Source organism: Pseudomonas sp. TTU2014-080ASC, assembly GCF_001446935.1.
Lineage (GTDB): Bacteria > Pseudomonadota > Gammaproteobacteria > Pseudomonadales > Pseudomonadaceae > Aquipseudomonas.
In genome coordinates this window covers 30,824-51,887 of the sequence record NZ_LKKK01000002.1, presented here as the reverse complement: position 1 = coordinate 51,887, position 21,064 = coordinate 30,824, and the positions used below count along the sequence as shown (strand labels likewise).

The 21,064-nt window shown below is 56.3% G+C and carries 19 protein-coding genes; 3 read left to right on the top strand and 16 right to left on the bottom strand.

The features are described 5' to 3' along the window. Nucleotides 1–3 precede the first annotated feature (3 nt). The 10 genes from gmd to AO726_RS05770 all read right to left on the bottom strand — a co-directional run bounded on the left by gmd (nucleotide 4) and on the right by AO726_RS05770 (nucleotide 11,598). Nucleotides 4–975, bottom strand: coding sequence for a GDP-mannose 4,6-dehydratase (gene gmd / locus AO726_RS05815; RefSeq protein WP_058067141.1), 972 nt, complete (start codon nucleotides 973–975; stop codon nucleotides 4–6). Further along, nucleotides 972–1,880, bottom strand: a complete 909-nt coding sequence (locus AO726_RS05810; RefSeq protein ID WP_058067140.1) for a GDP-mannose 4,6-dehydratase — start codon at nucleotides 1,878–1,880, stop codon at nucleotides 972–974. The genes gmd and AO726_RS05810 overlap by 4 nt, the downstream gene beginning before the upstream one ends. Further along, nucleotides 1,877–2,863, bottom strand: a complete 987-nt coding sequence (locus tag AO726_RS05805) for a glycosyltransferase family 2 protein (protein ID WP_058067139.1) — start codon at nucleotides 2,861–2,863, stop codon at nucleotides 1,877–1,879. Before AO726_RS05805 ends, AO726_RS05810 begins: the two co-directional genes overlap by 4 nt. Before the next feature lie 170 nt (nucleotides 2,864–3,033). Further along, nucleotides 3,034–3,393: an EamA family transporter gene (locus AO726_RS05800; protein ID WP_058067138.1), complete on the bottom strand. Its 360-nt coding sequence runs from the start codon at nucleotides 3,391–3,393 to the stop codon at nucleotides 3,034–3,036. Further along, complete coding sequence (locus AO726_RS05795) at nucleotides 3,390–5,684, bottom strand: YfhO family protein (protein ID WP_058067137.1); 2,295 nt, start codon at nucleotides 5,682–5,684, stop codon at nucleotides 3,390–3,392. The genes AO726_RS05800 and AO726_RS05795 overlap by 4 nt, the downstream gene beginning before the upstream one ends. A 52-nt stretch (nucleotides 5,685–5,736) precedes the next feature. Beyond that, nucleotides 5,737–6,849: an acyltransferase family protein gene (locus tag AO726_RS05790; protein ID WP_058067136.1), complete on the bottom strand. Its 1,113-nt coding sequence runs from the start codon at nucleotides 6,847–6,849 to the stop codon at nucleotides 5,737–5,739. An 11-nt stretch (nucleotides 6,850–6,860) separates the two neighbouring features. Beyond that, the gene (locus AO726_RS05785) at nucleotides 6,861–7,667 is read right to left on the bottom strand and encodes a class I SAM-dependent methyltransferase (RefSeq protein ID WP_058067135.1); all 807 of its coding nucleotides are present in this window, start codon (nucleotides 7,665–7,667) and stop codon (nucleotides 6,861–6,863) included. Between the two features lie 168 nt (nucleotides 7,668–7,835). Continuing rightward, complete coding sequence (locus AO726_RS05780) at nucleotides 7,836–8,708, bottom strand: class I SAM-dependent methyltransferase (RefSeq protein WP_082629065.1); 873 nt, start codon at nucleotides 8,706–8,708, stop codon at nucleotides 7,836–7,838. Continuing rightward, nucleotides 8,708–10,186 carry a glycosyltransferase gene (locus tag AO726_RS05775; protein WP_058067134.1) on the bottom strand — a complete coding sequence of 493 codons (1,479 nt, stop codon included), beginning with the start codon at nucleotides 10,184–10,186 and terminating at the stop codon, nucleotides 8,708–8,710. The genes AO726_RS05780 and AO726_RS05775 overlap by 1 nt, the downstream gene beginning before the upstream one ends. Then, entirely contained in the window at nucleotides 10,183–11,598 is a 1,416-nt protein-coding gene (locus tag AO726_RS05770; protein WP_058067133.1) for a glycosyltransferase, read from the bottom strand. Before AO726_RS05770 ends, AO726_RS05775 begins: the two co-directional genes overlap by 4 nt. Before the next feature lie 282 nt (nucleotides 11,599–11,880). Here AO726_RS05770 and AO726_RS05765 point away from each other — a divergent pair, with 282 nt between their 5' ends. The 3 genes from AO726_RS05765 to AO726_RS05755 all read left to right on the top strand — a co-directional run bounded on the left by AO726_RS05765 (nucleotide 11,881) and on the right by AO726_RS05755 (nucleotide 14,585). Then, a complete protein-coding gene (locus AO726_RS05765) occupies nucleotides 11,881–12,198 on the top strand; it encodes a DUF2388 domain-containing protein (RefSeq protein ID WP_058067132.1) in 318 nt (105 codons plus the stop codon). A 102-nt stretch (nucleotides 12,199–12,300) separates the two neighbouring features. Next, complete coding sequence (locus AO726_RS05760) at nucleotides 12,301–12,627, top strand: DUF2388 domain-containing protein (RefSeq protein WP_058067131.1); 327 nt, start codon at nucleotides 12,301–12,303, stop codon at nucleotides 12,625–12,627. After that, the gene (locus tag AO726_RS05755) at nucleotides 12,624–14,585 is read left to right on the top strand and encodes a DUF7844 domain-containing protein (RefSeq protein ID WP_241492075.1); all 1,962 of its coding nucleotides are present in this window, start codon (nucleotides 12,624–12,626) and stop codon (nucleotides 14,583–14,585) included. Before AO726_RS05760 ends, AO726_RS05755 begins: the two co-directional genes overlap by 4 nt. Nucleotides 14,586–14,628: 43 nt before the next feature. Here the strand turns inward: AO726_RS05755 and AO726_RS05750 are convergent, their stop codons facing one another. Genes AO726_RS05750 through AO726_RS05725 form a run of 6 tightly spaced genes read right to left on the bottom strand, consistent with a single transcriptional unit; the run spans nucleotide 14,629 to nucleotide 21,061 of the window. Next, entirely contained in the window at nucleotides 14,629–16,296 is a 1,668-nt protein-coding gene (locus AO726_RS05750) for a VWA domain-containing protein (protein ID WP_058067130.1), read from the bottom strand. A gap of 60 nt (nucleotides 16,297–16,356) precedes the next feature. Further along, on the bottom strand, nucleotides 16,357–16,845 hold the full coding sequence (locus tag AO726_RS05745) for a hypothetical protein (protein WP_058067129.1): 489 nt from the start codon (nucleotides 16,843–16,845) through the stop codon (nucleotides 16,357–16,359). Nucleotides 16,846–16,857: 12 nt separating this feature from the next. Beyond that, nucleotides 16,858–17,571 carry a hypothetical protein gene (locus AO726_RS05740; RefSeq protein WP_058067128.1) on the bottom strand — a complete coding sequence of 238 codons (714 nt, stop codon included), beginning with the start codon at nucleotides 17,569–17,571 and terminating at the stop codon, nucleotides 16,858–16,860. A gap of 14 nt (nucleotides 17,572–17,585) precedes the next feature. Continuing rightward, nucleotides 17,586–19,106, bottom strand: coding sequence for a formylglycine-generating enzyme family protein (locus tag AO726_RS05735; RefSeq protein WP_058067951.1), 1,521 nt, complete (start codon nucleotides 19,104–19,106; stop codon nucleotides 17,586–17,588). A 46-nt stretch (nucleotides 19,107–19,152) separates the two neighbouring features. Beyond that, nucleotides 19,153–20,379 (bottom strand): ABC transporter permease, encoded by a 1,227-nt coding sequence (locus tag AO726_RS05730; RefSeq protein ID WP_058067127.1) that lies wholly within the window; start codon nucleotides 20,377–20,379, stop codon nucleotides 19,153–19,155. Beyond that, on the bottom strand, nucleotides 20,366–21,061 hold the full coding sequence (locus AO726_RS05725; protein WP_058067126.1) for an ABC transporter ATP-binding protein: 696 nt from the start codon (nucleotides 21,059–21,061) through the stop codon (nucleotides 20,366–20,368). The genes AO726_RS05730 and AO726_RS05725 overlap by 14 nt, the downstream gene beginning before the upstream one ends. Nucleotides 21,062–21,064 lie beyond the last annotated feature (3 nt).

Sequence of the window (21,064 nt, the reverse complement as noted above, 5' to 3'; positions counted from 1 at the left end):
GGCTTACTCCTTGCCGACGCGGCGCAGGTCGGCTTCGACCATCATCTCAATCAGTTGGCGAAGGCTGGTTTTGGCCTGCCAGTTCAGTTTCGCCTGTGCCTTGGCTGGGTTGCCCAAAAGCACCTCAACTTCAGCAGGGCGGAAGAATTTAGGGTCAATCACCACATGATCGAGGTAGTTCAGGCCTACATGCTCAAAGGCCAGTTGGCACATATCGCGCACGGTGGTGGTGACACCCGTGGCGACTACGTAGTCGTCGGCCTTGTCCTGTTGCAGCATCAGCCACATTGCTTCTACGTAGTCGCCGGCAAAGCCCCAGTCGCGCTTGGCGTCAATATTGCCCAGGCGCAGTTCTTTCTGTTTGCCGAGTTTGATTCGGGCGACTGCATCCGTGACCTTGCGGGTAACGAATTCGATACCGCGCAGGGGCGACTCATGGTTGAACAGGATGCCGCTGGAGGCATGGAGGTTAAAGCTTTCCCGGTAGTTGACCGTAATCCAGTGGCCATACACTTTGGCTACGCCATAAGGGCTGCGTGGATAGAACGGGGTGTTTTCATCCTGGCGCTCAGCCTGGATCAGACCAAACATCTCGCTGGTGGAGGCTTGGTAGAAACGGGTCTCGGGGGAAAGCTGGCGGATCGCCTCGAGCAGATGGGTGACGCCTAAGCCATCAACGATGCCGGTCGTTACCGGTTGGTCCCAGGAACTGCCAACAAAGCTTTGTGCGCCCAGGTTATAGATCTCTTCAGGGCGTGACTTAAGTAGAGCACGTTGGAGCGAACAGGCATCTGCCAAATCACCATCTAGATACTGGATATCGGATTCGATATTGAGTTCGCGCAAGCGCCAGCGGGTGTCACTGCTGCGGCGCGCCACCAATCCGTAAACTTCATATCCCTTTTCCAACAGCAGCTTGGCAAGATAGGCACCGTCTTGCCCTGTAATTCCGGTGATTAGAGCGTTCTTCATCATTGTTCTAGTTCTCTCGTGGCCCAGTCAGAGAGCATGCTCTGAAGGGTCTCCGTAATAGTAATACCGGCTCTCCATCCGGTCATTTCTTGTAATTTCTCAGCGTTGCCCATTACTCGGCGTTGTTCAGCTCGACGCATTCGCGCCGGGTCTTGTACCAGTTCGACCTGAACACCGGCGAGCTGACTCATTTCAACAATCAAGTCACGAAGTAAGCGCTCTTTGCCTGAGCATACGTTGTAAATATCGCCTTTACAGCCACTTTCGAGTAGCAAAATGTAGGCGGCTATAACATCGCGCACATCAAGAAAGTCGCGTGTTACATCAATATCTCCGATGAGCAGTTGTGGGGCTTGTAAGCCTAATTTCACCCGGGTCAATTGACGCGCCACACTGGACAGCACAAACGATTCGTTCTGGCCGCTGCCGACATGGTTGAAAGGCCGCGCAATGAGCATTCTCCAGCCTTCACTATGGCCCCACTGCCTGCATAACAATTCTGCCGAGAGTTTGCTTACCGCGTAGGGATTGCGTGGGTCGGGCGGCAGGGATTCGCGGATGGGCAACTGCGCTTCGTCTACTTGGCCGTAAACGTCTCCCGAGCTGACATACAAGAAGGTGCCGTTGAAGCCGCGCGCCTTGAGTGCCTGCAATAAGTTCAGGGTACCGAGCAGGTTGATTTGTATGGTCTTGGCCGGGTCGCGAAAGGCCTCGGGCACAAATGTCTGTCCGGCGAGGTGGATAACTGCGTCGGGGCAGTCGTGCGCCAGCATATGCTCCAGTGAGGCTGGATCGCAGAGATCGAAGGGCGGTGTCGGCAGAACGTGCCATACGCTGCTATCAGCAAGGTACTGCACCAAGTGACTGCCGACGAAACCGCTTTGTCCTGTAACTAGGAGTTTTTTCACGGTGAAATGGCCCGCTTTTTCCGGGTATCAAAAAGCAGCCCGGCTATAGGGTTTGTGGGCTCGCGGGCAATATCGTAGGCAAAAAACGCCAGAATGAACTGCACGCCGGAAATAATTGGAAGGCTTGCAATCATGATAGTTCCGGGGCTTGCCAGGGTGCCCGTGGTCGACGATTCATACCAGTGAATGCCGCCATAGATCGTGCCGAATAGCAGCATCGTTAAGCCTACTACGAGCTCAAGAGAGGCCAGGGACATGTCTCTCAGGATGTAGTTGTAAAAGAAGCGCTTGATGAAGTTGCGGGTATGCTTGAGAAGAAACTCCGGCAGGATTTTGCTGATTTTCAGCCCACTGACTTCGTCGCCGTAACAGGCATGCATAGGCACGTCGCAGACGACTGCACGCAAAGTATTCAGGCGGAAAAGGATATCTGTCTCAAAGAAATAGCGCTGACTAATACGCTGTAGCGGTAGATGAGCTGCGACACGGGCGTGAATGGCGGTGTAGCCATTGGTGGGGTCAAATAGTCCCCAGTAGCCTGTGGATAGTTTTGACATAAGCGACAGTGCGGCATTGCCAAACAAACGTACTTTGGGCATTTGCCTGACATGCTCCAGATCATAGAAGCGATTGCCTTTACAGTAATCCGCCCTACCCTCAACGATTGGTGCAATGAGTTGTGGCAGGAGTGCCGGGTCCATCTGGCCGTCACCGTCAATCTTGACAATGATGTCCGCATCATCAGCGATTGCTGCCTGGTAGCCGGCCATAACCGCACCACCTACACCCAAGTTCTTGGGGTTTTTAATAACCTTGACCCGAGTGTCTTTGTTCTGCTCAGCAACAAAACTCCCCGTTGATTCCGGGCATTGGTCATCCACAACATAGATGCTGGAAACCTCAGGGCCAATTTTCTCAATTACCCCCAGAATGTGTGACCTGACGTTGAAGCAGGGGAGGACTACTGCCACTTTGAGCGTCATATTTGATCCATACAGGTTGTTGTAGTTTTTATTCAGGCTTTTATTACTAAGGTTTGCGGCCCGGTGTATCAATCCCGCTGCAAGCCAACCCTGGCATTGTGAAAGTTCGAGCGGATGACCCAATCTGCTTGCCAGGATTAGTGAAAGAGCTGCTTACGGGGGCGTCATTACTACGCCTTCTGCATATGGGTGATCATCACCCCGGCGATGATCAGTGTGCTACCAATGATTGTGTTGGTACTGACTTTCTCACCCAATATGAAAAGGGACAGTATGGGTACGATGATGTAAGACAATGCCGTCAATGGATAAGCGATTGAGAGCGGTAACACTCTCAATACATAGATCCAGACCAGAACGGTTGTGGCATATAAAAAAATGGCACCCATCAAATAGGGGTTGAATAGAAACGACCCGATCAGTTGGCCCAGATTCTCTCCCTGCAAGCGCTGGGCTCCCAGCTTGAACAACAGCTGGCCGGATGCCATGGATACTGCTGTGAGTGCAGCTAGGATAAGTGCGTGATTCATGCCTGAGTACTCCGACGTTTGGCAAGCAGCCAGGCAAGCCCGGCAATAAGGAGGCTGAGCACAGTAGCCAGCAGGCCGATGTAAAAACTCTTCGGCACATAGTCAATCTTGATTGTGTGTTCTCCGGCGGGCACATGCACGGCTTTACCCAGAACCTGAGCGCTGTAGAGCTCGGCGGGGTTATCGTCGACAGAGGCTTGCCAGCCCGGAAAGTTGGCGTCAGCCAGGAACAGCCAAACCGGGCATTCTGAAGATACGCGCACCTGATAATGCATGGATGTTGCCTTGAGTAATTCAAACTCTGCAGTCGCAGCATCTTTGAGGCAAGGCTGCGCCGAGGTGTTATCCACAGCGGTTTTCGACTCAAGGATCAAAGTACCTGGTTTGCTCTGGGTCAGTTCGGCTAAGGCCGTTTCGGTTGAGTCGACAAATGTTGCCTGTGGATAAAGCTGCAGGCGAGGTTTTGCATAGGTGTTGTAATAGAGGTAGATGCCATTGCTTTCGTCATGGTGACGAAGTTCCAGGCCGGGCGTTGTGGACGGCGTATTTAGCGGTATGTATTTGACACCTAGTACATCGATCAGACGGCTCCCCGCCTCAGACGATGAGCCCCCGGTTATCTCCGCTTCAATGTATTTTTGCGAGAGCATTCTGCGCGCCAATGGTAACCCCAGGGTTCCATCAATCGAGGCTATGCCCAATGTGATTGTCGGAAATGGGGCAAGGCTACTCAGGAAGCGCTGGTAGTGCTTTTCTAGCTTTGGCTCGTTTGGAGGCATGATGGCAAAGACACCGGCATCAAGCACAACAGTCGATTTGAAGTCTTTGTAGTCAGGGTCTTGGTGCACGCTTCCAATTGTCGACGGTGGCGTCAGGGCTGAGCGATCGTAGAAGTCGAACATTGCTGTTCGGTAGAGCAGAACGCCTGCTGCATACAAGACGACAGCCAGCACAGGGATCAGACGATTTTTCCGGCACAGGATCAGAGCGCCTGCCAGAGCCATGAAAATAAGTGCTTCAACCTGGTTGAATACGGACAGAATTGGGTCGTAATAATAAATGACCAGTGCAATGCACAGCAGCATGTAAGCACCAACGCATAAGCGTAGTGTTTTACTTTGAGCGATTCGTTGCGTTATCGCTGCAAAGTTATCCAGTACATAAGCTGCAGCAATGGCGAGCCCGATGATAGCCAGCGGGAAGAACGGGTGCATGATTCTGAAACTATTCAGGCCCGGTATAAGCTTTAACTCATAGACCAGCTTGAATAAAGGCGACTGGTATTCTATCCCGAGGTTGAATAGTGCAATAGCGGCTAAAACATGTGCGAACACCCGTGGGTTAACTTTCGCAAAAATAATAGCTACAGCAAGCATGGCAGTCAGGCCTGAGCCGAGATTGCCAATGACCATTGTTGAATTTTTGGGGTCAGTATTAAAGATAAGTAAACTTTTAAAGTAACTGCTCAGGGGGATAAGGCCGGCAAACGGCAATGTGACGCCATCTTTACGGTGCGACTGACTAATCAGCTCAAGTAACGGGAGGAGCTGAACGGCAGCGAGGCCTATTGCCAACACAACCGCTACGCTACCGAAGCGGATAAAGTCCCGGCGCACAGCCCAAAGTTCTCTTCGGGTACTGCTCTGCGCGACCAGTGCGATTAGTTGCACGACTACATATATAGCCGCACCGTAGGCGATATGTGGATACCCGGCAAAAATCATTAGCGCGGCCGCTATGGCCATCAAGACAGAGCGTCTCAGCGTTGGTTTCTGCAGCCAATATTCAACACTCGCCAGAAACCACGGTAGCCAGGTTAGTGCTCCTGTAACGGTGGCGTTGTACTGAAACTCAATCCAGCTTCCTGAAAATACTACTGCCAGACTTGCGAATAAGGCGGGCCATACCCGAATACCCAGGCACTGAGCCAGACAATATGCGCCGAGGCCACTGAGTAACATACTCAGCCAGTGCAGCACCCCCATCCCATATAAGGGATCAAATAAAAATGCACAAAGAATATTCAGTGGATTGGCAAAGCCACCCTGGCTTTCTGCAAATAGCGGGTGTCCGCCATATATCCCGCTGTCCCATAGCAGCTCTCGCCCACTAAAGAGCGATTGATGGTGCCATATGAGCAATGACTGGCTGAAGTGCCCCGCATCTTGGTGCAGGATTACCTGCTCGTGCCCAAGTGCCGGCCACCAGAAAAAGGTAACCAGCGCAAAGAGAATTATCAGCGGTGAATGCTTGTATAGAGCCGATACTGCTGACGGACTTTGGTTTTTCATGCTGACTATCTCTTTCGTGTAAGAACCCAATCAGTAAACGAGGGTTTTACATTTAATTATTCTGTATGCGCTCGGCTATGGCTTTCCCTCGTAACCTGAGGGGCGTCTCAACAAAGCGGTAATTTATTTCGCAAAGGCCAATCATTAACACGGCAGCACTGATTACAAATACCCAGAAGTTGTCGGGGCTGGGCTCTGTCGTTCCCATCAGTCGATACCAGGTTTCGCGGATGACGAAATAGACGGGAATATGGATCAGATAGATGCCATAAGAGCGTGCACCTACCCAGATAAGCAGTGTCCGTAGAGCTCCGGTTACGCCCAGATACCCCTGATCATGAGCAGCTATCCAAACCAACAAAGCCGCTCCCAGGGCAATCAGGCCAACCTTGATACTGAGATCCTGAAACAGACTGGAGCCCAGAAGAGACATAGCTGTCAGGGTCGCACCCAGTATTATGAGCCCTGCCAGACGACTGCTCATGAAGGTGGGGCGTAAGCGCTGGAATGACGGGTGACGGCTCCACAGTGCGATCAATACGCCAAGTGCAATCGCATCTGTACGGAAGACCATGAGCATGGGTGTGCGCACCAGGAAGAACTGGGCCAGTACCAGTGCGATCAGCACATAAACCAAGTAACGTCGACTAAGCAGGATTAATAGCGGAAGCAGCAGGTAAAACTGCTCTTCAAGTGACAAGCTCCAGTAAACAAAGCTTGCCCCATACGGCCAGTTCATGAACGACTGGGCGAAGCGTACGTTGGCAAACTGGAGAACCCCCGCAACTGTTGCTTCCAGGTTGGTTCGAATACTTCCGAAGACGCCGCTTTCGTTAAACACGGCAGCCGCCAGCAAAATTATCAACAACCACAGCCAAGCTGACGGTAACAGCCTCCAGGCACGACGCATCCAGAATGAGAAGACTACGGATTTGATGCTGGTCTTGCTGTGTGCGTTTTGAAGGCGAGGCACTAAGTCCCGGGCAATGACAAAACCGGAAATGGCAAAGAACAAGTCAACACCAGACCAGCCGGCAAAAAAGCTGTAGAAACGCTCCAGCGCAGGCGTACTCCACGTGATCAGATTGCCGTGCGCATGATGGACGACCACCATGAGCACAGCGATTCCGCGCAGGATCTCGATATCCCCGATTCGGCCTTTCATTACGTGCTCCGTCAGGGTTTACGCGCCACGATTACCTGGCTTTTGGGCATTGTTTCATCCAATGCTTTTTTAATGCGTGCACCGTCAGGCAGGCTCAGCAGGGTATTCCACGTATGTGTCCAGCTGTTGAGCAGCGGGTGCCATGGCGGGCTCAAGTCTTGTTTGCATGCCCAGAAGAAGAACCACCACACGGACCAGTAAAAGCCGTATTCGGTACGGCGTTCGATAATCAGGCCGGCATCGCGAATCAACTGATCGAATTCATCGCGTTCGAAAATGCGGATGTGATTGGGGTGTTCGAAATACACCGGCGGAGCGATTTTCTTTTGTACGTTTTCACCTACGGTGTCCGGTACTGTAATCAGGAACAGGCTGCCGGGTTTGGCTACACGGACTAATTCGGACATGAACTGGGCGGGGTCAGCAACGTGCTCCAGCACTTCCATTGCCACAACTCTGTTGACCCGGCCATCTTCAAGCGGAATTGGATTGGCATCGGTGACGAGCGGAATGACTGAACGTGCGGCTGTGCTTTTCAGCAGGCTTTCGGCAGCGGCAACTTTGTCTGCATCAATGTCGGCGACAATGACCTCCGCGCCCCGGCTACCACAGAAGTGGGCGTACCCACCGCCGCCGCAGCCTATATCAAGGATTGAGTCCTCGGCGCAGATAGGGAAACCCTCAAACAGCTCGCCCGTTTCTTCGCGAAACCAGCCGCTGAGATGGGTATCGCATTCCTGCAACTGTTCCTGTTGAACGGGTAGCTCCGCAGGCGCTGTATTGCGGCCGAGAAGCCGTCTAATAATTCTTTTTATCATGTGTCCCCCGGGTAACGGACTGCCGACTTATCTCTAGGCATAACTCGGTGCAGATTCAGGTTTTCGGCAGCGCTAGGTTGCCAGGATTGTTCAGTGCCCGATTGTGCTTAGTCGGGGTGGAAATACAGTCCCGCCTTGGCCCATCCATCAAGCATTTTGGATCTCAATTTAATAGGGTTTGCGCGCCACGATCACCTGACTCTTCGGTAGTAGGTCATCCAGTGCTGCTTTGACTGGGGCTGATTCTGGCATGTCGATCAGACCGTTCCATGCTCTCGCCCAGTCATTGAGCAGTGCGGGATACGGAGGATGGAGAAGATCTTTGTCTGGGTCTTGGGCAAGTCCTGCCGGGGATTTTGCCCAACTCCAGTGGAACAACATCCACATAGTCCAGAAGAAGCCATAAGTTGTTTGTTGCTCGATGATCAGGCCTGCTCCGGTAACAAGCCCGGCAAATTCATCGCGCTCTATGATGCGAATGTGGTTAGGCGCTTCAAAATAGGATTCAGGGGCGATGCATTTCTGCATATGCTCGCCACGGGCATCGGGTACTGCCAGCAGATACAGTGCGCCAGGCTTACCCACCCGAACCAGTTCATTGAGAACTTGCGCAGGGTCTTGCACATGCTCGAGTACTTCCATGGCAACCACCCGAGTGGCAATGCCATCCTCCAGAGGCAACGGATTGCTGTCCGAGACCAGCCCCTGCGCCTGACGAGCCGGGGTTGTGGCAACGCGGGCTCGCAATGCCTCGATTTTCTCAGGCAAGACATCGCTGAAAATCACATGCGCACCAATATTGGCGGCAAACATGGTTGCCCCGCCGGGGCCGCAGCCAACGTCCAGAACCACATCGTCCTGAGTGATTTGGAAACCCTTGAACAACTCACCGTTTTCCCGGTACCAGCCGCTCAACATGGCATCTTTCAAGCCACAGTCGCGGGAGTCTATATAGGCCGATGTGCTTGCACTGGCCTCAGAACGAACAGCGTCTGGCTGGAGGCGGGCCAGCAGCCAGGCTCTAAGTCTGCTCAGAAGCATCACATTTCATCCTTAATGTTGAGTGCCGCCATCAGGCGTTGGCGGGCCACTGCCTCGGAACAGTGACCGCGCATGCGCTCGATGGCGTTTCGGGAAAGTTGGGCGTAGCGGTCAGGCTCTTCGCGCGCACAGTGATAGGCATCGCGATAGGCTTTAGCCAGGGAAGACCAGTCGGTTTGCTCCTGGCACGTACGCAAGGCCTGCCTTGGGTCCTGAGGCCAGTGCCAGGGTTCGCGCCAGCCATCGACAATGAACCCCACTTCACTATCCATGTAATCGCGCATCGCCGAGTTGCGGGGGGCGATGGCAGGTACGCCACAGGAGAGAAACTCCATCAGCGGTAAGCACTGCCCCTCACCATATGAAGCGTTGACGACAAAATCAGAGGCTTCGATCATCGCCTCAAAATCCTGTTCCTGCAGGTAACCGTTCAGGAGGATTACCCGGCAGGAAAAACGCGGCAGGCGGGCCATGCAGAGCAGCATGTTCTGTACTGCTTCAACGTAATCATTGGCAGTCAGTTTGAACAGCAGCGTAGCGTCTTCGGCATCGCGTAGTGCGGTGCAAAAGGCTGTGAGCATATCAATCCAGTTTTTGCGCCCGTCGCATGGGTTGAATAGCGAGGTGAACACCACGCCAGACAACTCCAGCGTATGACTGCCAATAGGCCATGCTGCTGGTGGTGTTGGTATTGGAGCGGTTAGGGGCACCGCAGGCTGTCGTTTAAGCCGGCGATGTAAGTCTTTGCCCAGATCGGCCAGCCAGGGGCGTCCAACCAAGTGGTACCACTCACGCGCATAACGATAAGTAATGCGCAAAGATGATTCGCTGCACCAGGTCGGCAAGTCTTCTGAGTCGCTGTTTTCGCCGGGGTCTTTACGTGCCTGGGCTACATTGCGAATGACTGCGTTCTGGTCGGGCAGGACTGTAGAAAACAGCGGGCTTTCGCTGTCTATTAACAGCCCTTCGACGTGCAGAGTGATCTTGGCGCGGTTCTGCTCAGGCAGACGCTCGCGCAGGCTGTGGTACTTGTCCCAGACTGGGGCTGGTATGGATACAACCGGATAGTCTTGACCCAGCTGAGCGCGAATCGCTTCTACGGTCATCTCAGAATGAGTGATCGCCTGGCCGCAGCGTCTGAGCACATGGCACCAGTTCTGGTGGCGTTGCCCTTGCCAGTGCTCGTTGGGAATGTCTTCAAACTCCCAGGCGAGCACCGGAATAGTGGGACAGCGCAAACCCAGAGGGGTTTTCTGCGGTGATGTGAAGGAAAGAAAAATGCACTTTTCGCCACGCGCTTGAGCCTGTGCATAGATACGATCAACTTCCCGTTTGGGATCAGTAATGATCTGTACGTCGCCCAGAGTGCGCAGAGTGGGTAGGAATGCCTTCAATACAAAGTAATAGCTGTATTCAGCCTGGCCGAGGCTGCTTGCGATGGATTGGGCATTAACCTCGGAGTAAACCAGCAGGATCATGCGTGGTTCTCCTGAACAGCTGAATTATCTGCCCCTTGCAAGATAGGTTGAAAAAATTGCATTAACTGCTGGCTTACTGTTTCTACTGAACAGAAGTTTTCCATTTTCTGATGGGCCGCGCGTGACATTTGCTTATAGCGCTCTTTGTTTCTGTTCAGGTCATAACTCTGGCAGTAAGCGTGTCGTAGTGAGTCGGTATTGATTCGTCGCGAGTGCGTCAGGTGCAGTCCTGTAGGGTCGTGCGGCCATTCGCTCAGCTGCCTGCTACTGTCGACGATGAACGCAAAGTCCTCGTCCAGGTAGTCCGCCATGGCCGTATGCAGGGGCGCGATAGCCGGTTTTCCGCTGCTCAGAAACTCCATTAACGGAATACACAACCCTTCACCGGACGAACAATTAACGTAGTAATCCGTTACGCGGATAAGTTGCTGATATTCGGCCTCATCAAGATAGCCATGCACGACCACTATTCGGCACTTGAATGGCGATAGGCGTGCCAGCAATGTCAGGAGTTTTGTCCGATACAGTTCAATGTCGTGGTGAACCATTTTAAGGATCAGGGTTGCATCCTTACGGTCACGAAATGCCCAGCAAAACGTCTTGAGCAGATGCTCCCAGTTCTTGCGCCCGTCACGGGGGCAGAACACGCTTGTATAGACGACGCCGCTGAGTTTCAGCCTTTGCCGTTCAGGGCGCTTTTTAAGGGGCTCTGGCTGCGGGGCAGCAGCTGCGTGTGGCTGTTTTGGCAAGTGCAACTCATGCCACCAGCCCCGTAGCAGTGCCCGGTTGAGCCGGGAATACTCTGTAAGCGGCTTTTCTATGCAGTCTTCGGGGTTGAGGCGCAGCTTGCGGCTATCAAGTAATGTGCCGGTGAACTCAAGTTGCCTGTTGTTTTCGCCGATAGACCAACCCTGTTCAGGGCAGAGGCCTTGATACCGATCCCACACGGACGCAGGAATTGCCGCGACCTTTCCAGGATCGGAGTTAATCTGCGCCACCAGGCTGGCAGCCTCGCGGCTTGTCGTAATGGTGCCGCTGATATGGGTCAGCACTTGCCGCCAATCGTTTTCGGGTTGCGCGTACCAGTAAGCGGCCTGTTCATCACCAGACTCAGGCCTGGTGGCAGGTAAGGAGTCGAACTCCCAAGCGAAAACAGTGACTGTCGGGCACGGCAGTCCAATAGGTGTCTGGTGGGGAGGGCTGAAGCTCATGAGAATAACGTGCTCACCACTGGCACGGTATTGAACTGTCAGTTCTTCGATTTCTTCACGGCCTTGGACCTGGCGGACAGTCCCGAGACGCTCAAGCGCTGGAAGAAACTCCTTGAGAAGAAAAAAGTAGCTGTATTCGGGGGTTCCGAGGGAAGCCTGGATGCTCCCCTGATCAATTTTTGAGCTAACGAGAATTATCATTTTTTATCCGTTTTACCCATCCGGAAGATCCTGTTCCAGATGGTCGAGCTAGTCTCAGGTGTGCACTCCAACAGCAAAACTGCCTTAAATCAATATCTCAAAAAAATTAAGATCCCGCTGATGGTGTAAAGACCTCTAGAACGACCGTGTACGCGCTTTGCCCAAGGTGACTGGGAAACTAAGCCCTGCTTTGAAAGTCTCAACCTCAGCTAGTTGTGGTCTCAAGTGCTAAAATCTTGTAGACCTGCCCTCGTTTCTGCCTGATGTTGTAGGAGCTATCCCATGCAAGTCCTTCGTATTATGTCCTTTGCAGCCCTTGTTGCTGCAGCCACTTCAGCCTCCGCCACCAGCCTTGTTGCCACTACTGACGCAATCGGTCGTGCACTGGTCGGTACGGGTAATGTCACCAGCGATATTTCTTCCTCCTGGGGTGACGACAAAGTCGTGCTGGCAGCCCGTGATGATGCTGCGAGCTTTGTTGCCAGTGAAGGTCAGCTGCGCGGGGCGCATCTGGAAGCGGCACTGCAGCACATCCGTCAGGTCGCTCCGCAGCTGCAGGCCAGTGACGCGCAGCTGGCACAGGCCATCCTGACCCTGTAAATCCTGCGGTGGTCATCGGGTGATACCGTGACGCTGTAACGGCTGGCGTGTCCAGCCGTTGTCCTGTTTAAAGCCAATCCCTCGACTAGCCGCGGAGTACTTATGCGCAGCTTTTTGATTTCAGCTCTTGCCCTGTCCAGCTTGTGTATGGGCGCTGCAACTGTGCAGGCGCAGACACTGGTGGCCACCAGTAACATCATCATCCGTGCGCTTGATCGCAGCCTGGACTTCACCTCGGACACAACTACGTCGGTACGCGACATGAAGGTGATCCGTGCTGCCCGTGAAGATGCCGCCAGCTTTGTTGCCTCTGACGGCGAGATTCGCGGGGCGCAGTTGGAGGCCGCGCTGGTTACGCTGCGTGAGCGTGTGCCGGAAGCCCGTAATGCCAACGATCAGGCATTGGCAGAGGCCATTCTTGCATTGTGATTCCCTCGCCTTTTCGCTGGCTGGCGCTGATTGCCCTGCTGGCCAGCGCTGGTGCCCAAGCCCGCCTTCAGCTAAGTCTTGATGAGACTGGCCTAACCCCCGAACAGCGCGATTACAGTCAGCAACTGCTTGAGCAGGCGCAATTTACCCTGCCCCCAAGTTTTGTTGAGCGGCTGGATCGTAAGGTCAGCATTATTTGGTCAGATGAGTTGCCGGCTGATTCCTACGGTCGCCTGAACTCACTGCACTCGTTGCTACTCAATGCCCGTCTGCTACCCAAGTTGCTTGATCCACTGCAGGCGGATGCCGATACCGGCCGTACCCATGGCACGTTGCGCCGGGAAGTGCTGGCTACTGTTTTGCACGAACTGACTCACCTCTACGACCGCTCGCGCTTGTGGCCAACTCAGGAGCGCAGGCTGTTGATGCGCTGTAAGAGGCAGATGGCGACAACAGGCCCGGTTGGCTTGGCGGATGATTGCCGCGGGCAGGATGCCCGACGTTTTACCCTCAGCGATGCCCCGCGCTTTCTCGATCTCGCCGGCTGGCAGCAGTACGTGGGCCGCCGCGGAGCGCGCGAGCAGAACAACGATCAGGATGCGCGCAGTCCGGACCTGTACGAGCTGACGAATCCCCGCGAGTACCTTGCGGTGAATATGGAGTACTTCCTCCTCGACCCCTCTTACGCTTGTCGCAGGCCCAGCATGCAGCGTTACCTGAGCAAGCACTTCGGCTGGTCACCGCCAGCACAGAGTGCTTGCGCGGACGGACTGCCTTATATGAACGCCGGGCGTGATTTTGCCCGTGAGCCGCTGGGTAAGCTCGACCCAGAGCGGGTGTATGAGGTTGATTACCTGCTGGCCGAAGGCAACGATCAGTGGGCCAGCCGCTGGGGTCATAGCATGCTGCGTCTTGTGGTGTGTGCGCCGGGGCGGCCGCGCGGGCCGGATTGTCGGCTGGATCTGGAACACCATCTGGTGCTGTCCTACCGGGCGTTTGTCGGTGATGTGCAGCTGTCCAGCTGGGACGGCCTGACTGGAGCCTACCCTTCACGCCTGTTCGTGTTGCCGCTGGATCAGGTGATTGAGGAGTACACCAAGATTGAACTGCGTGGTCTGGCGTCGGTTCCGCTGAAGCTGACCCGCAGCGAAACCGAACAGATGGTCGAGCGGGCCATGGAACTGCACTGGAGTTACGACGGCGATTACTGGTTCCTCTCCAACAATTGCGCAGTGGAGAACCTCAAACTGTTGCGCGGTGGTGTCGAGCGCCCCGAATTGCAGACGCTGGACAGCATCCTGCCCAACGGCCTGCTGGAGGTTCTGACCGGACGCGGGCTAGCGGATATGAGTGTGTTGGATGATCCGCGTAAGGCGCTGCGTCTGGGCTATCGCTTCGACTCGTTCCGCGACCGTTACCAGGCCATGTTCAGCATCCTGCGTGAGCGCATGGCCGTGCCTCAGGAAAAGGTCGAGGACTGGCTCAACCTGCCTGCCAAAGAGCGTCAGCGTTGGTTTGGCAAGGCCGACCTGCGCAGCGGTGCAGCCTTGTTACTGCTGGAGCAGGCAGCGTTACGCCGACAGTTGTTGCTGGCGCAGGAAGACCTCAAACAACGCTATCTGAACGCCCGAGAGCGTAGCGGCAGCGGCTTTGAGCTGGCCGATGACAAGCTGCGGCAGATTCTTGATCAAAGCGGCTTTCTCAGTCGTCCTGCCGAGTTGCTGGAGTCAGGCTATGGTTTGCCGCAAGCCTCCGAATGGCAGCGATTGCAGGAGCAAAGCAGCGAGCGGCAACAGCGCCTGCGGCGTCTGAGTGACGAGCTGGATCATGATGTGCGCAGTCTGTTGGCAGCACAGCAGCGGGATGAGATCAGTGCAGTGGAAGCTAATCTGAAAGAGTTAGGCGATCACCTGCGTGAGCTGCACAAGGCTGCTGGCGGATTACAGCTACCCGAGTAAGCGAGTACCTACAGCCTCACAGGGAGGCTCTAGGTCTTACCCATCAAGGCTTGCAATGTGCCGGCGGCAGTACGTCTTTCGCCGCCTGTGTGGTCATCATCTGCAGATCAGCGGCATTACGGGCAGTGAATACCTGCCCGCCCGTTGCGGCTGCCAGGCAGTTACCTGCGCCGGTGCCGAGAATATCCACCACGTTGATCTTCAGGTGCGGTTTGCTGCGCGCCAATGATTGCGCCACCGCGCATGGGTCTTGGTGACAGCTCTCGCCACCGTCTGACACCACCAGCATGACGGATTCACGGTTGACACCATCGAGCATCTGTCCGGCTTTAGCGATGCCGTCAGCCAGCGGTGTGCCCTGCACCGGGCGGATGCTGTTCAGGCGTGAGAGTAAGCTGCCACGCTGGCTTGGGCTGTAGAAACCGGCGCTGCGGGCGCCTGGACAGTCCTCCACCAACACCAAACCAGCATTCACATCACTGGGCAGGCGTTGCACCACCGCGGTGGTGGCTTCCCGTGCAGTAGTGATGCGTTTGGGTTCACGGAAGATGCGTTGCATGGTGTTCGGCGCATTGGCCCCCAGCAACAGCTGAGTGGCGATATTGGCCACGCCTTGCATCATGGCGGCTTGCTCAATCTCTTTCTGCGTCGCGAGCATGCTGATGTCCATGGAGCCGGAGGCATCAAAGACAATGACCATTTCCGGTGCCAGCTCTTTCGGGCGTTCGTCCGGGCAAAGGTTTTTGGCCTGCTCGATCATCTGCGTTTTACAGTTCTTCAGCAGGTTGTCCTCAACCTGTTTGCGCAGCGCCGGGTTGCTTTTAAGCAGTGGCTCGTTCTTTTGCAGGTTTTGTAGGCCCTTGCAGTCTTTAGCCATGCCATCGATGCGTTTTTTCAGAACCTCCGCTGGGTCTGGCTTGGGTTCGGGTTTCGGTTCCGGCTTGGGTTCGGGCTTCGGCTCAGGTTTGGGCTCAGGCTCGACGACCGGTTCAGGTTCAACAACGGGCTCCTCCACCTTCGGCTCTTCAACCACTGGTTCGGGCTCAGGTTCCGGTTCGGCTTTAGGTTCTTCCGGTTTAACCGGCTCTTCGACAACCGGCGGTGCCGCCGGCACTTCAGGCTCGGGCTTGTCGCGGCAGAACAGCCACCACAACAGGGCCGCGAGCAAGGCCAGCAGCAGTAACGCCAACAGCAGCCACGGCCACCAGCGGCGTTTGCGTGGCGGTTGCTCGACGGCTTCAACCAGCGGCGCAGCACCGGCCGCCGCAGCGGCTGCAGCAGTTGCCGACACAGGTGGGATTGGCGGCTGGCCGCCGCCCCAAAAGGTCACCAGAGGCTGGCCGTTGAGTGAGTAAACGGTGGAGGTGTCCGGGTAGCTGGCTGCCTGGCGCAGTAATGCCGCCTGACGGGCACCGTCGCCGCCCTGCGCGTCCAGTTGTTTGGCCAGCGCTTCGATGGAGTTCAGGCGTTCGTCGAGCAGGTGGCGGACTTGCTGTTGTTCCGTTTCGCCCAACTGATTGAACGGCACTGGCTGGCCGCCCAGATCGGAATACCACTCAACGATATTGCCGTCAGCCTGCTTGGGTTTGGCGAACAGCGCCGCTGTGCTCGGCGGCAGGTGGCGGCGCAGAATCTGCGTCAGCTCGCTATGGCCATGCAGCGCCTCTTCAGCGCTGCGGGTTTCGGTGGACAGGCGAGAGATGCGTTGCATGGTAGGGCTTATCCGTAGCAGGTATGGGGCACCCGCCAGCTCATGCTGGCGGGGTGAGGCTTAACGCAGACCGAGGTCGCTTTCCAGGCTGGACACTTTGCTGCGCAGCTGTTGCAGCTTGTGCTGTTTTTCCAGCATGGCCGGGTTGTCTTGCAGGTTCATGTTGGCCATGTCTTTTTCAATGGCTGCGATCTCGTTTTCGATCTGTTGGTTGCCTTTGGCCTTGTTTTTCAACTCGGCCAGCAGGGCATTGAGCGATTTGTTCAGCGCTGCGTATTGCTGCTGCTGGCTTTGCAGGTCGCCTTTGACTGCAGTCTTTTCCTGCTCGATGGAGGCGTATACCTCACGGAACAGCTGGTTGGTCTTCTGCTCGTCGAGAAGGATTTTTTCCTTGTCGTCGACGCGTTGGGCGTAGACGCCCTGCGTGTTGCAGCCGAACTTGGTGGCAAAACCCGCATCAGCGTTGCGCGGGTCGCATTGTTCAGCCGTGACGGCGCAACCGGTCAGTGCGGTGGTTGCGCCAAGCAGAACGAGGGAGCGAATCAGCATGACAGGTATTCCTTAGCCCAGTTGGATGGAGGAGCGTTGCTGATAGAGCTGGTCGATTTCCGACTCCAGCTGAGCAACCTGCTGCTGCATCTTGTTGATTTCAGCATCCAGCGTATCGGTGCGGGCACCGCTGTTGCGCTCGGCTTCAGCGACCTTGATCCACTCCTGCTGCTTGGAGCGCACGTCAGCCAGAGTCCTTTTCAGGTAGCTGGTGTTGGCATCAATGTCAGCAATTTGTTGTTGCGCCTGAGTACGTTGCAGCTTGTTGCTGGCGATATCCTTCTTAATTTGCTCAATTTTGCGTTTATCGTCGGCGATTACGTTGCGAGCGGTATCACTCAGCGCTTGCAGCTCCTGGTTGTCCTTGCGTACGTCAGCGATGGTGGCATCCAGACGGTCTTCGGCGTTGGCGTACTTGCTGCGCTGGTTGTCCAGGTAGTAGTTGGCACCCATACCTACGCCGCAACCGGCCAGACCGGCAGCAAGCATGCAGGCATTTCTGTCGCTGGGGTTGCCCAGCTGGCACGCCAGAATGCCGACTAAGGCTCCACCGGCGCAGGCCTGAAAGCCTGACTTGCTGAAGAACTGCGCGGAGCTGCTGTTGGCCAGACGCGGATCGGCCGGTGCAGAGGTGCTGCTACCGGTGGTCTGACAGCCAGCCAAGGCCAGCAGCAGGCCGAGTGTGGCCAGCTTTTTGGATGATTTCAGCAACGTTACAGCGTTCATTGCACAGTCCTTAATCAGAGAGATTTGCACGAGTCCAGCCACTGACTACGGGTCACTTTGCCGTTTTTCATGTAGGCAGAGAGATTCTTCCAGTGGTTGTTCAGATAGTCACGCAGGTTGCTTTTGCTGCGCGCCGCCATTTGCTGGGCGACTACGTCTACCTGCGGTTCGATGGTTGCGGCAGTGTAGTTCAGGCCTGCACTGACCACGGTATCGGCGTAGTAGTTGAGCATGAAGTCCAGCACCTTGCGGTGGCCTTCCAGTTGTTCTTTGCGTGCCTCACAACGGGCGGCTGGCTCTTCGCTGTTGGCCCCGCAGCTGCGTTCGAAGTTGCCTTCGAGGGTGTCGAGGAACAGGCCGTCGTCTTTCAGCTTAGTGCAGAGGAAGGCACCCAGTTGCAGCTCGGAACGAATGGCCTGATCGCGCTGCTCGTCCCGGGCCTGAGTATTAGCACGCAGGTCGTTACGCAGCTTTTCCAGCTGCTTCTTCAGCTCGTCATCCTGTACGCCGCTGGCGATGCTGCTGATTTCGGCGACCGGGTCGGCGCTTCCGGGTTTGCTATCGGTGACTTTGCTGGCGGCGGGTGTGCCGAGCTTCTTCCAGTCCTGTTCGACTTCTTTGATGCGGTCGCGGGAGGTCAGCACCGGAGCCACCATGGCCAGACGCACGCCAGTGGTTTTCAGCTTGTTCTGCTCGCCCGCGCTGGCGTAATACGGTTGCTCCTGACGCAGCGCGGTACGCAGTTCAGCCTGTGGGGTCAGGTAATTGCCGCCACGGACGATATAGCCACCGGCCTGACCGTGCTGGCGGTCCAGCTTGTTCAGGCGGAACGGCTCGAAGAGCATTTCGTCGACGTTACCGAGAATGTCGTACAGCCCCAGCGGGTTGGGCTTAAGCAGGCCGGTCAGTTGCAGCTTGCCGTTAGCTGACTGGGAGCCAGCAAACCAGGCGTAAGCGCCCAGCCCGCCGTCTGGTGTGGGGAAGCGAATGTCGCGGAATTCCGCCTGAGAAACCGCCATGCCGCCACGGGCCGCGAACTCCCACTCGGCCTCAGTGGGCAGACGCAGAAAGCCCGCCGCGCCGTCTTCTTTCGGCAGCTTGTCGGCGGCGTTTTTGCGCAACCACAGGCTGTATTTGTCAGCAAATGCAGTGGCATCGAACCAGCTGATACCCACTTGCGGCAAGCGCATTTTGGCCGATGGCGTTGGGCAGCTGTCGTTCATGACGGCCTGATACTGCAGTTCGCTTAGCTCGTACTTGGCCAACAGGTAATAGCGCCCCGGTTCGGGCTTGCTTACGGTGAAACTACCGGCGATATAGCTGGGCCGGGCTTGTTCGATATAGCCCCACTCGTCGCTGTCCTGACCGAGGGTCACACCATAGTCGTCCAGCGGTTTGGCCACCGGCACCTGCACTTTGCGCAGGGTCATAAAGCCATCGCAGGGCATCGGCAGGATGACGTCGCCGTCAGCCGGTTTCGGGTTGTAATACTTCTCGTCCCACGCCGCCTGTGCGCTCAGGCTGCTTAGGGCCAGCAGTGCGCCGCCCAGCAAGGTGCAGGCGCGCACTTTAGTGCCTGCGTCAGAGGTCACGCAGGCTTTCAGCCGGTTGGATATGAATTGCACGAAAGCCTCCTACAGCTGCCACCACAATGGCGAGCAGCAATGCGCTGGCGAAGGCCAGCAGAATATGAATAGTTTCCAGTTTGCAGACAAAACCGTCGCCCGCCAGGTTGCTGCCCAGGGCGTGGTTAAACACGCTGCTGCCGATCAGGTAGGCGCCAAAGCCCAGGGCGAATGCCAGGCAGGTGAGCAGCGCGGCTTGAATCATGATGTACAGCCCGGCGGCGGAACGCTGAAAGCCGAGCAGGCGCAGCAGGGCGAGGTCTTTGCGCTTGCGGTCGATATTGGCCAGAAACGCGCCCACCAGTGAGGCCACGCAGCCGACCACGGCGGTCCAGGCGATGACGGCGAAGATCAGGCCCAGCACATGGCTGATGGCTTTGACTGATTCGATTTCAGCGGCGCGGGTGCTGCTTTCGATGCGCTCGCCATCCAGCCATTTGGCGATGGGTGCTACAGCGTCCAGCTCTTGTGCATAGATGCGTGCACGGGCGAAACGCTCGCGTACCGGCGCAGGCTTGCCGCTGTCGAAGCCGAACTGCGGCTCGGCGTAGCCGTCGCGGAAGTTTTCCATGGCTACCAGCAAGTCCAGATGAACCAGCACCGCCGGGCGGGTGAACAGGCTGTGTTCCAGCACGCCGCCCACCGTTACGTTGTAGCTGCCGCGCTCGTTGTTGCCGTCCAGCTTGCGCAGAACCAATAGGCGCAGCTGATCACCTGCTTTGACGCCGAGCTTGTCCGCCGCGCTGGCGCTGAGCAGCACTTGATCCTGCGCCGCCGGAGCAGGCAGCGCGCCAATCAGCGGATCACCGCTGACGCTGGGGATCACCTCGGCGTTGGCGACAAAGTGTTGGTTGTCGCGCATCAGGTCGGCGGTGGTGTTCAGCGAGCGGGTCAGCGGCACGACAAAACCGACGCCGGGCTGGGCGCGCAGTTGCTCGAACCACTGATTGTCGAGGTTGTAATTGCCCAGCATGCGCACTTCCAGATTGCGCGGGTCGCTGAGCAGTTCGTTATTCAGTTGTGAGACCACACCGTATTTGAGGCCGAACAGCAGCAACAGCGGCGCGATCACCGCCACCAATGAGGCTACGATGCACAGCGAGACCTTGCGGTCGTGCCACAGGTCGCGGGCGGCTAGTTCGACCAGCAGGGCGAGGCCGGGACGTTTATCAGCCTTTGTCATGGAACACCGTGCCTTTGCCGTTTTGCAGGGTGCCGACGATATTGCGGATGCCGCAGTCGTGGACCAGATCCCAGTCGTGGGTCACTAGCAGCGCCGCAATCTGGAAGCGTTGGACGATCTCGATAATCAGCTCGAACAGGTTGCGCGCCTGATGCGGATCGAGCGCCGCCGTTGGCTCATCGGCCAGCAGCAAATCCGGCTCATGGGCGATGGCGCGCACGAACGAAGCACGCTGGCGTTCACCGATGGACAGTTGCGCCGGGCGCTTATCCAGCAGCGCTTGCAGGCGCAGGCGGCCAATGGCTTCTTCCACCAGCTCGCTTTTGTTCGGCAGGCCGAGCATGCGCCGTGGCAGTTCGATGTTTTGCCGCACGCTTAAAAACGGCAGCAAACCACCGGTCTGCAACACGAAGCCGAGGCGCTGAGCACGGATGTCAGCCAACCGCGCCTGTTCATCGGCCTGCACCAATGCAGCGACGTCCAGTGCGTTGCTGTCGCCGAGCTGGAAGCGGCCCAGCTCTTCCGGACGCAGGATCAGGCCGATCATCTCCAGCAGGGTGCTTTTACCGCAACCGCTGGCGCCGGTGATGGCGGCCACTTCGCCGCGCCCCAGATTGAGGCGCGGCAGGCTGATGCGGTAGTCGGCACCGCGGCGGATGCCCATGTTCTCGATCTGCAACATGGC

Excerpts from the sequence above, each read along its gene's own strand:
- AO726_RS05790 (WP_058067136.1), bottom strand. The coding sequence starts at position 6,849 with ATGAAAGGCCGAATCGGGGATATCGAGATCCTGCGCGGAATCGCTGTG.
- AO726_RS05750 (WP_058067130.1), bottom strand. The coding sequence starts at position 16,296 with ATGCAACGCATCTCTCGCCTGTCCACCGAAACCCGCAGCGCTGAAGAG.
- AO726_RS05800 (WP_058067138.1), bottom strand. The coding sequence starts at position 3,393 with ATGAATCACGCACTTATCCTAGCTGCACTCACAGCAGTATCCATGGCA.
- AO726_RS05765 (WP_058067132.1), top strand. The coding sequence starts at position 11,881 with ATGCAAGTCCTTCGTATTATGTCCTTTGCAGCCCTTGTTGCTGCAGCC.
- AO726_RS05795 (WP_058067137.1), bottom strand. The coding sequence starts at position 5,684 with ATGAAAAACCAAAGTCCGTCAGCAGTATCGGCTCTATACAAGCATTCA.
- AO726_RS05775 (WP_058067134.1), bottom strand. The coding sequence starts at position 10,186 with ATGATCCTGCTGGTTTACTCCGAGGTTAATGCCCAATCCATCGCAAGC.
- AO726_RS05760 (WP_058067131.1), top strand. The coding sequence starts at position 12,301 with ATGCGCAGCTTTTTGATTTCAGCTCTTGCCCTGTCCAGCTTGTGTATG.
- AO726_RS05740 (WP_058067128.1), bottom strand. The coding sequence starts at position 17,571 with ATGAACGCTGTAACGTTGCTGAAATCATCCAAAAAGCTGGCCACACTC.
- AO726_RS05770 (WP_058067133.1), bottom strand. The coding sequence starts at position 11,598 with ATGATAATTCTCGTTAGCTCAAAAATTGATCAGGGGAGCATCCAGGCT.
- AO726_RS05780 (WP_082629065.1), bottom strand. The coding sequence starts at position 8,708 with ATGCTTCTGAGCAGACTTAGAGCCTGGCTGCTGGCCCGCCTCCAGCCA.
- AO726_RS05745 (WP_058067129.1), bottom strand. The coding sequence starts at position 16,845 with ATGCTGATTCGCTCCCTCGTTCTGCTTGGCGCAACCACCGCACTGACC.
- AO726_RS05725 (WP_058067126.1), bottom strand. The coding sequence starts at position 21,061 with ATGTTGCAGATCGAGAACATGGGCATCCGCCGCGGTGCCGACTACCGC.
- AO726_RS05805 (WP_058067139.1), bottom strand. The coding sequence starts at position 2,863 with ATGACGCTCAAAGTGGCAGTAGTCCTCCCCTGCTTCAACGTCAGGTCA.
- gmd (WP_058067141.1), bottom strand. The coding sequence starts at position 975 with ATGATGAAGAACGCTCTAATCACCGGAATTACAGGGCAAGACGGTGCC.
- AO726_RS05785 (WP_058067135.1), bottom strand. The coding sequence starts at position 7,667 with ATGATAAAAAGAATTATTAGACGGCTTCTCGGCCGCAATACAGCGCCT.
- AO726_RS05730 (WP_058067127.1), bottom strand. The coding sequence starts at position 20,379 with ATGACAAAGGCTGATAAACGTCCCGGCCTCGCCCTGCTGGTCGAACTA.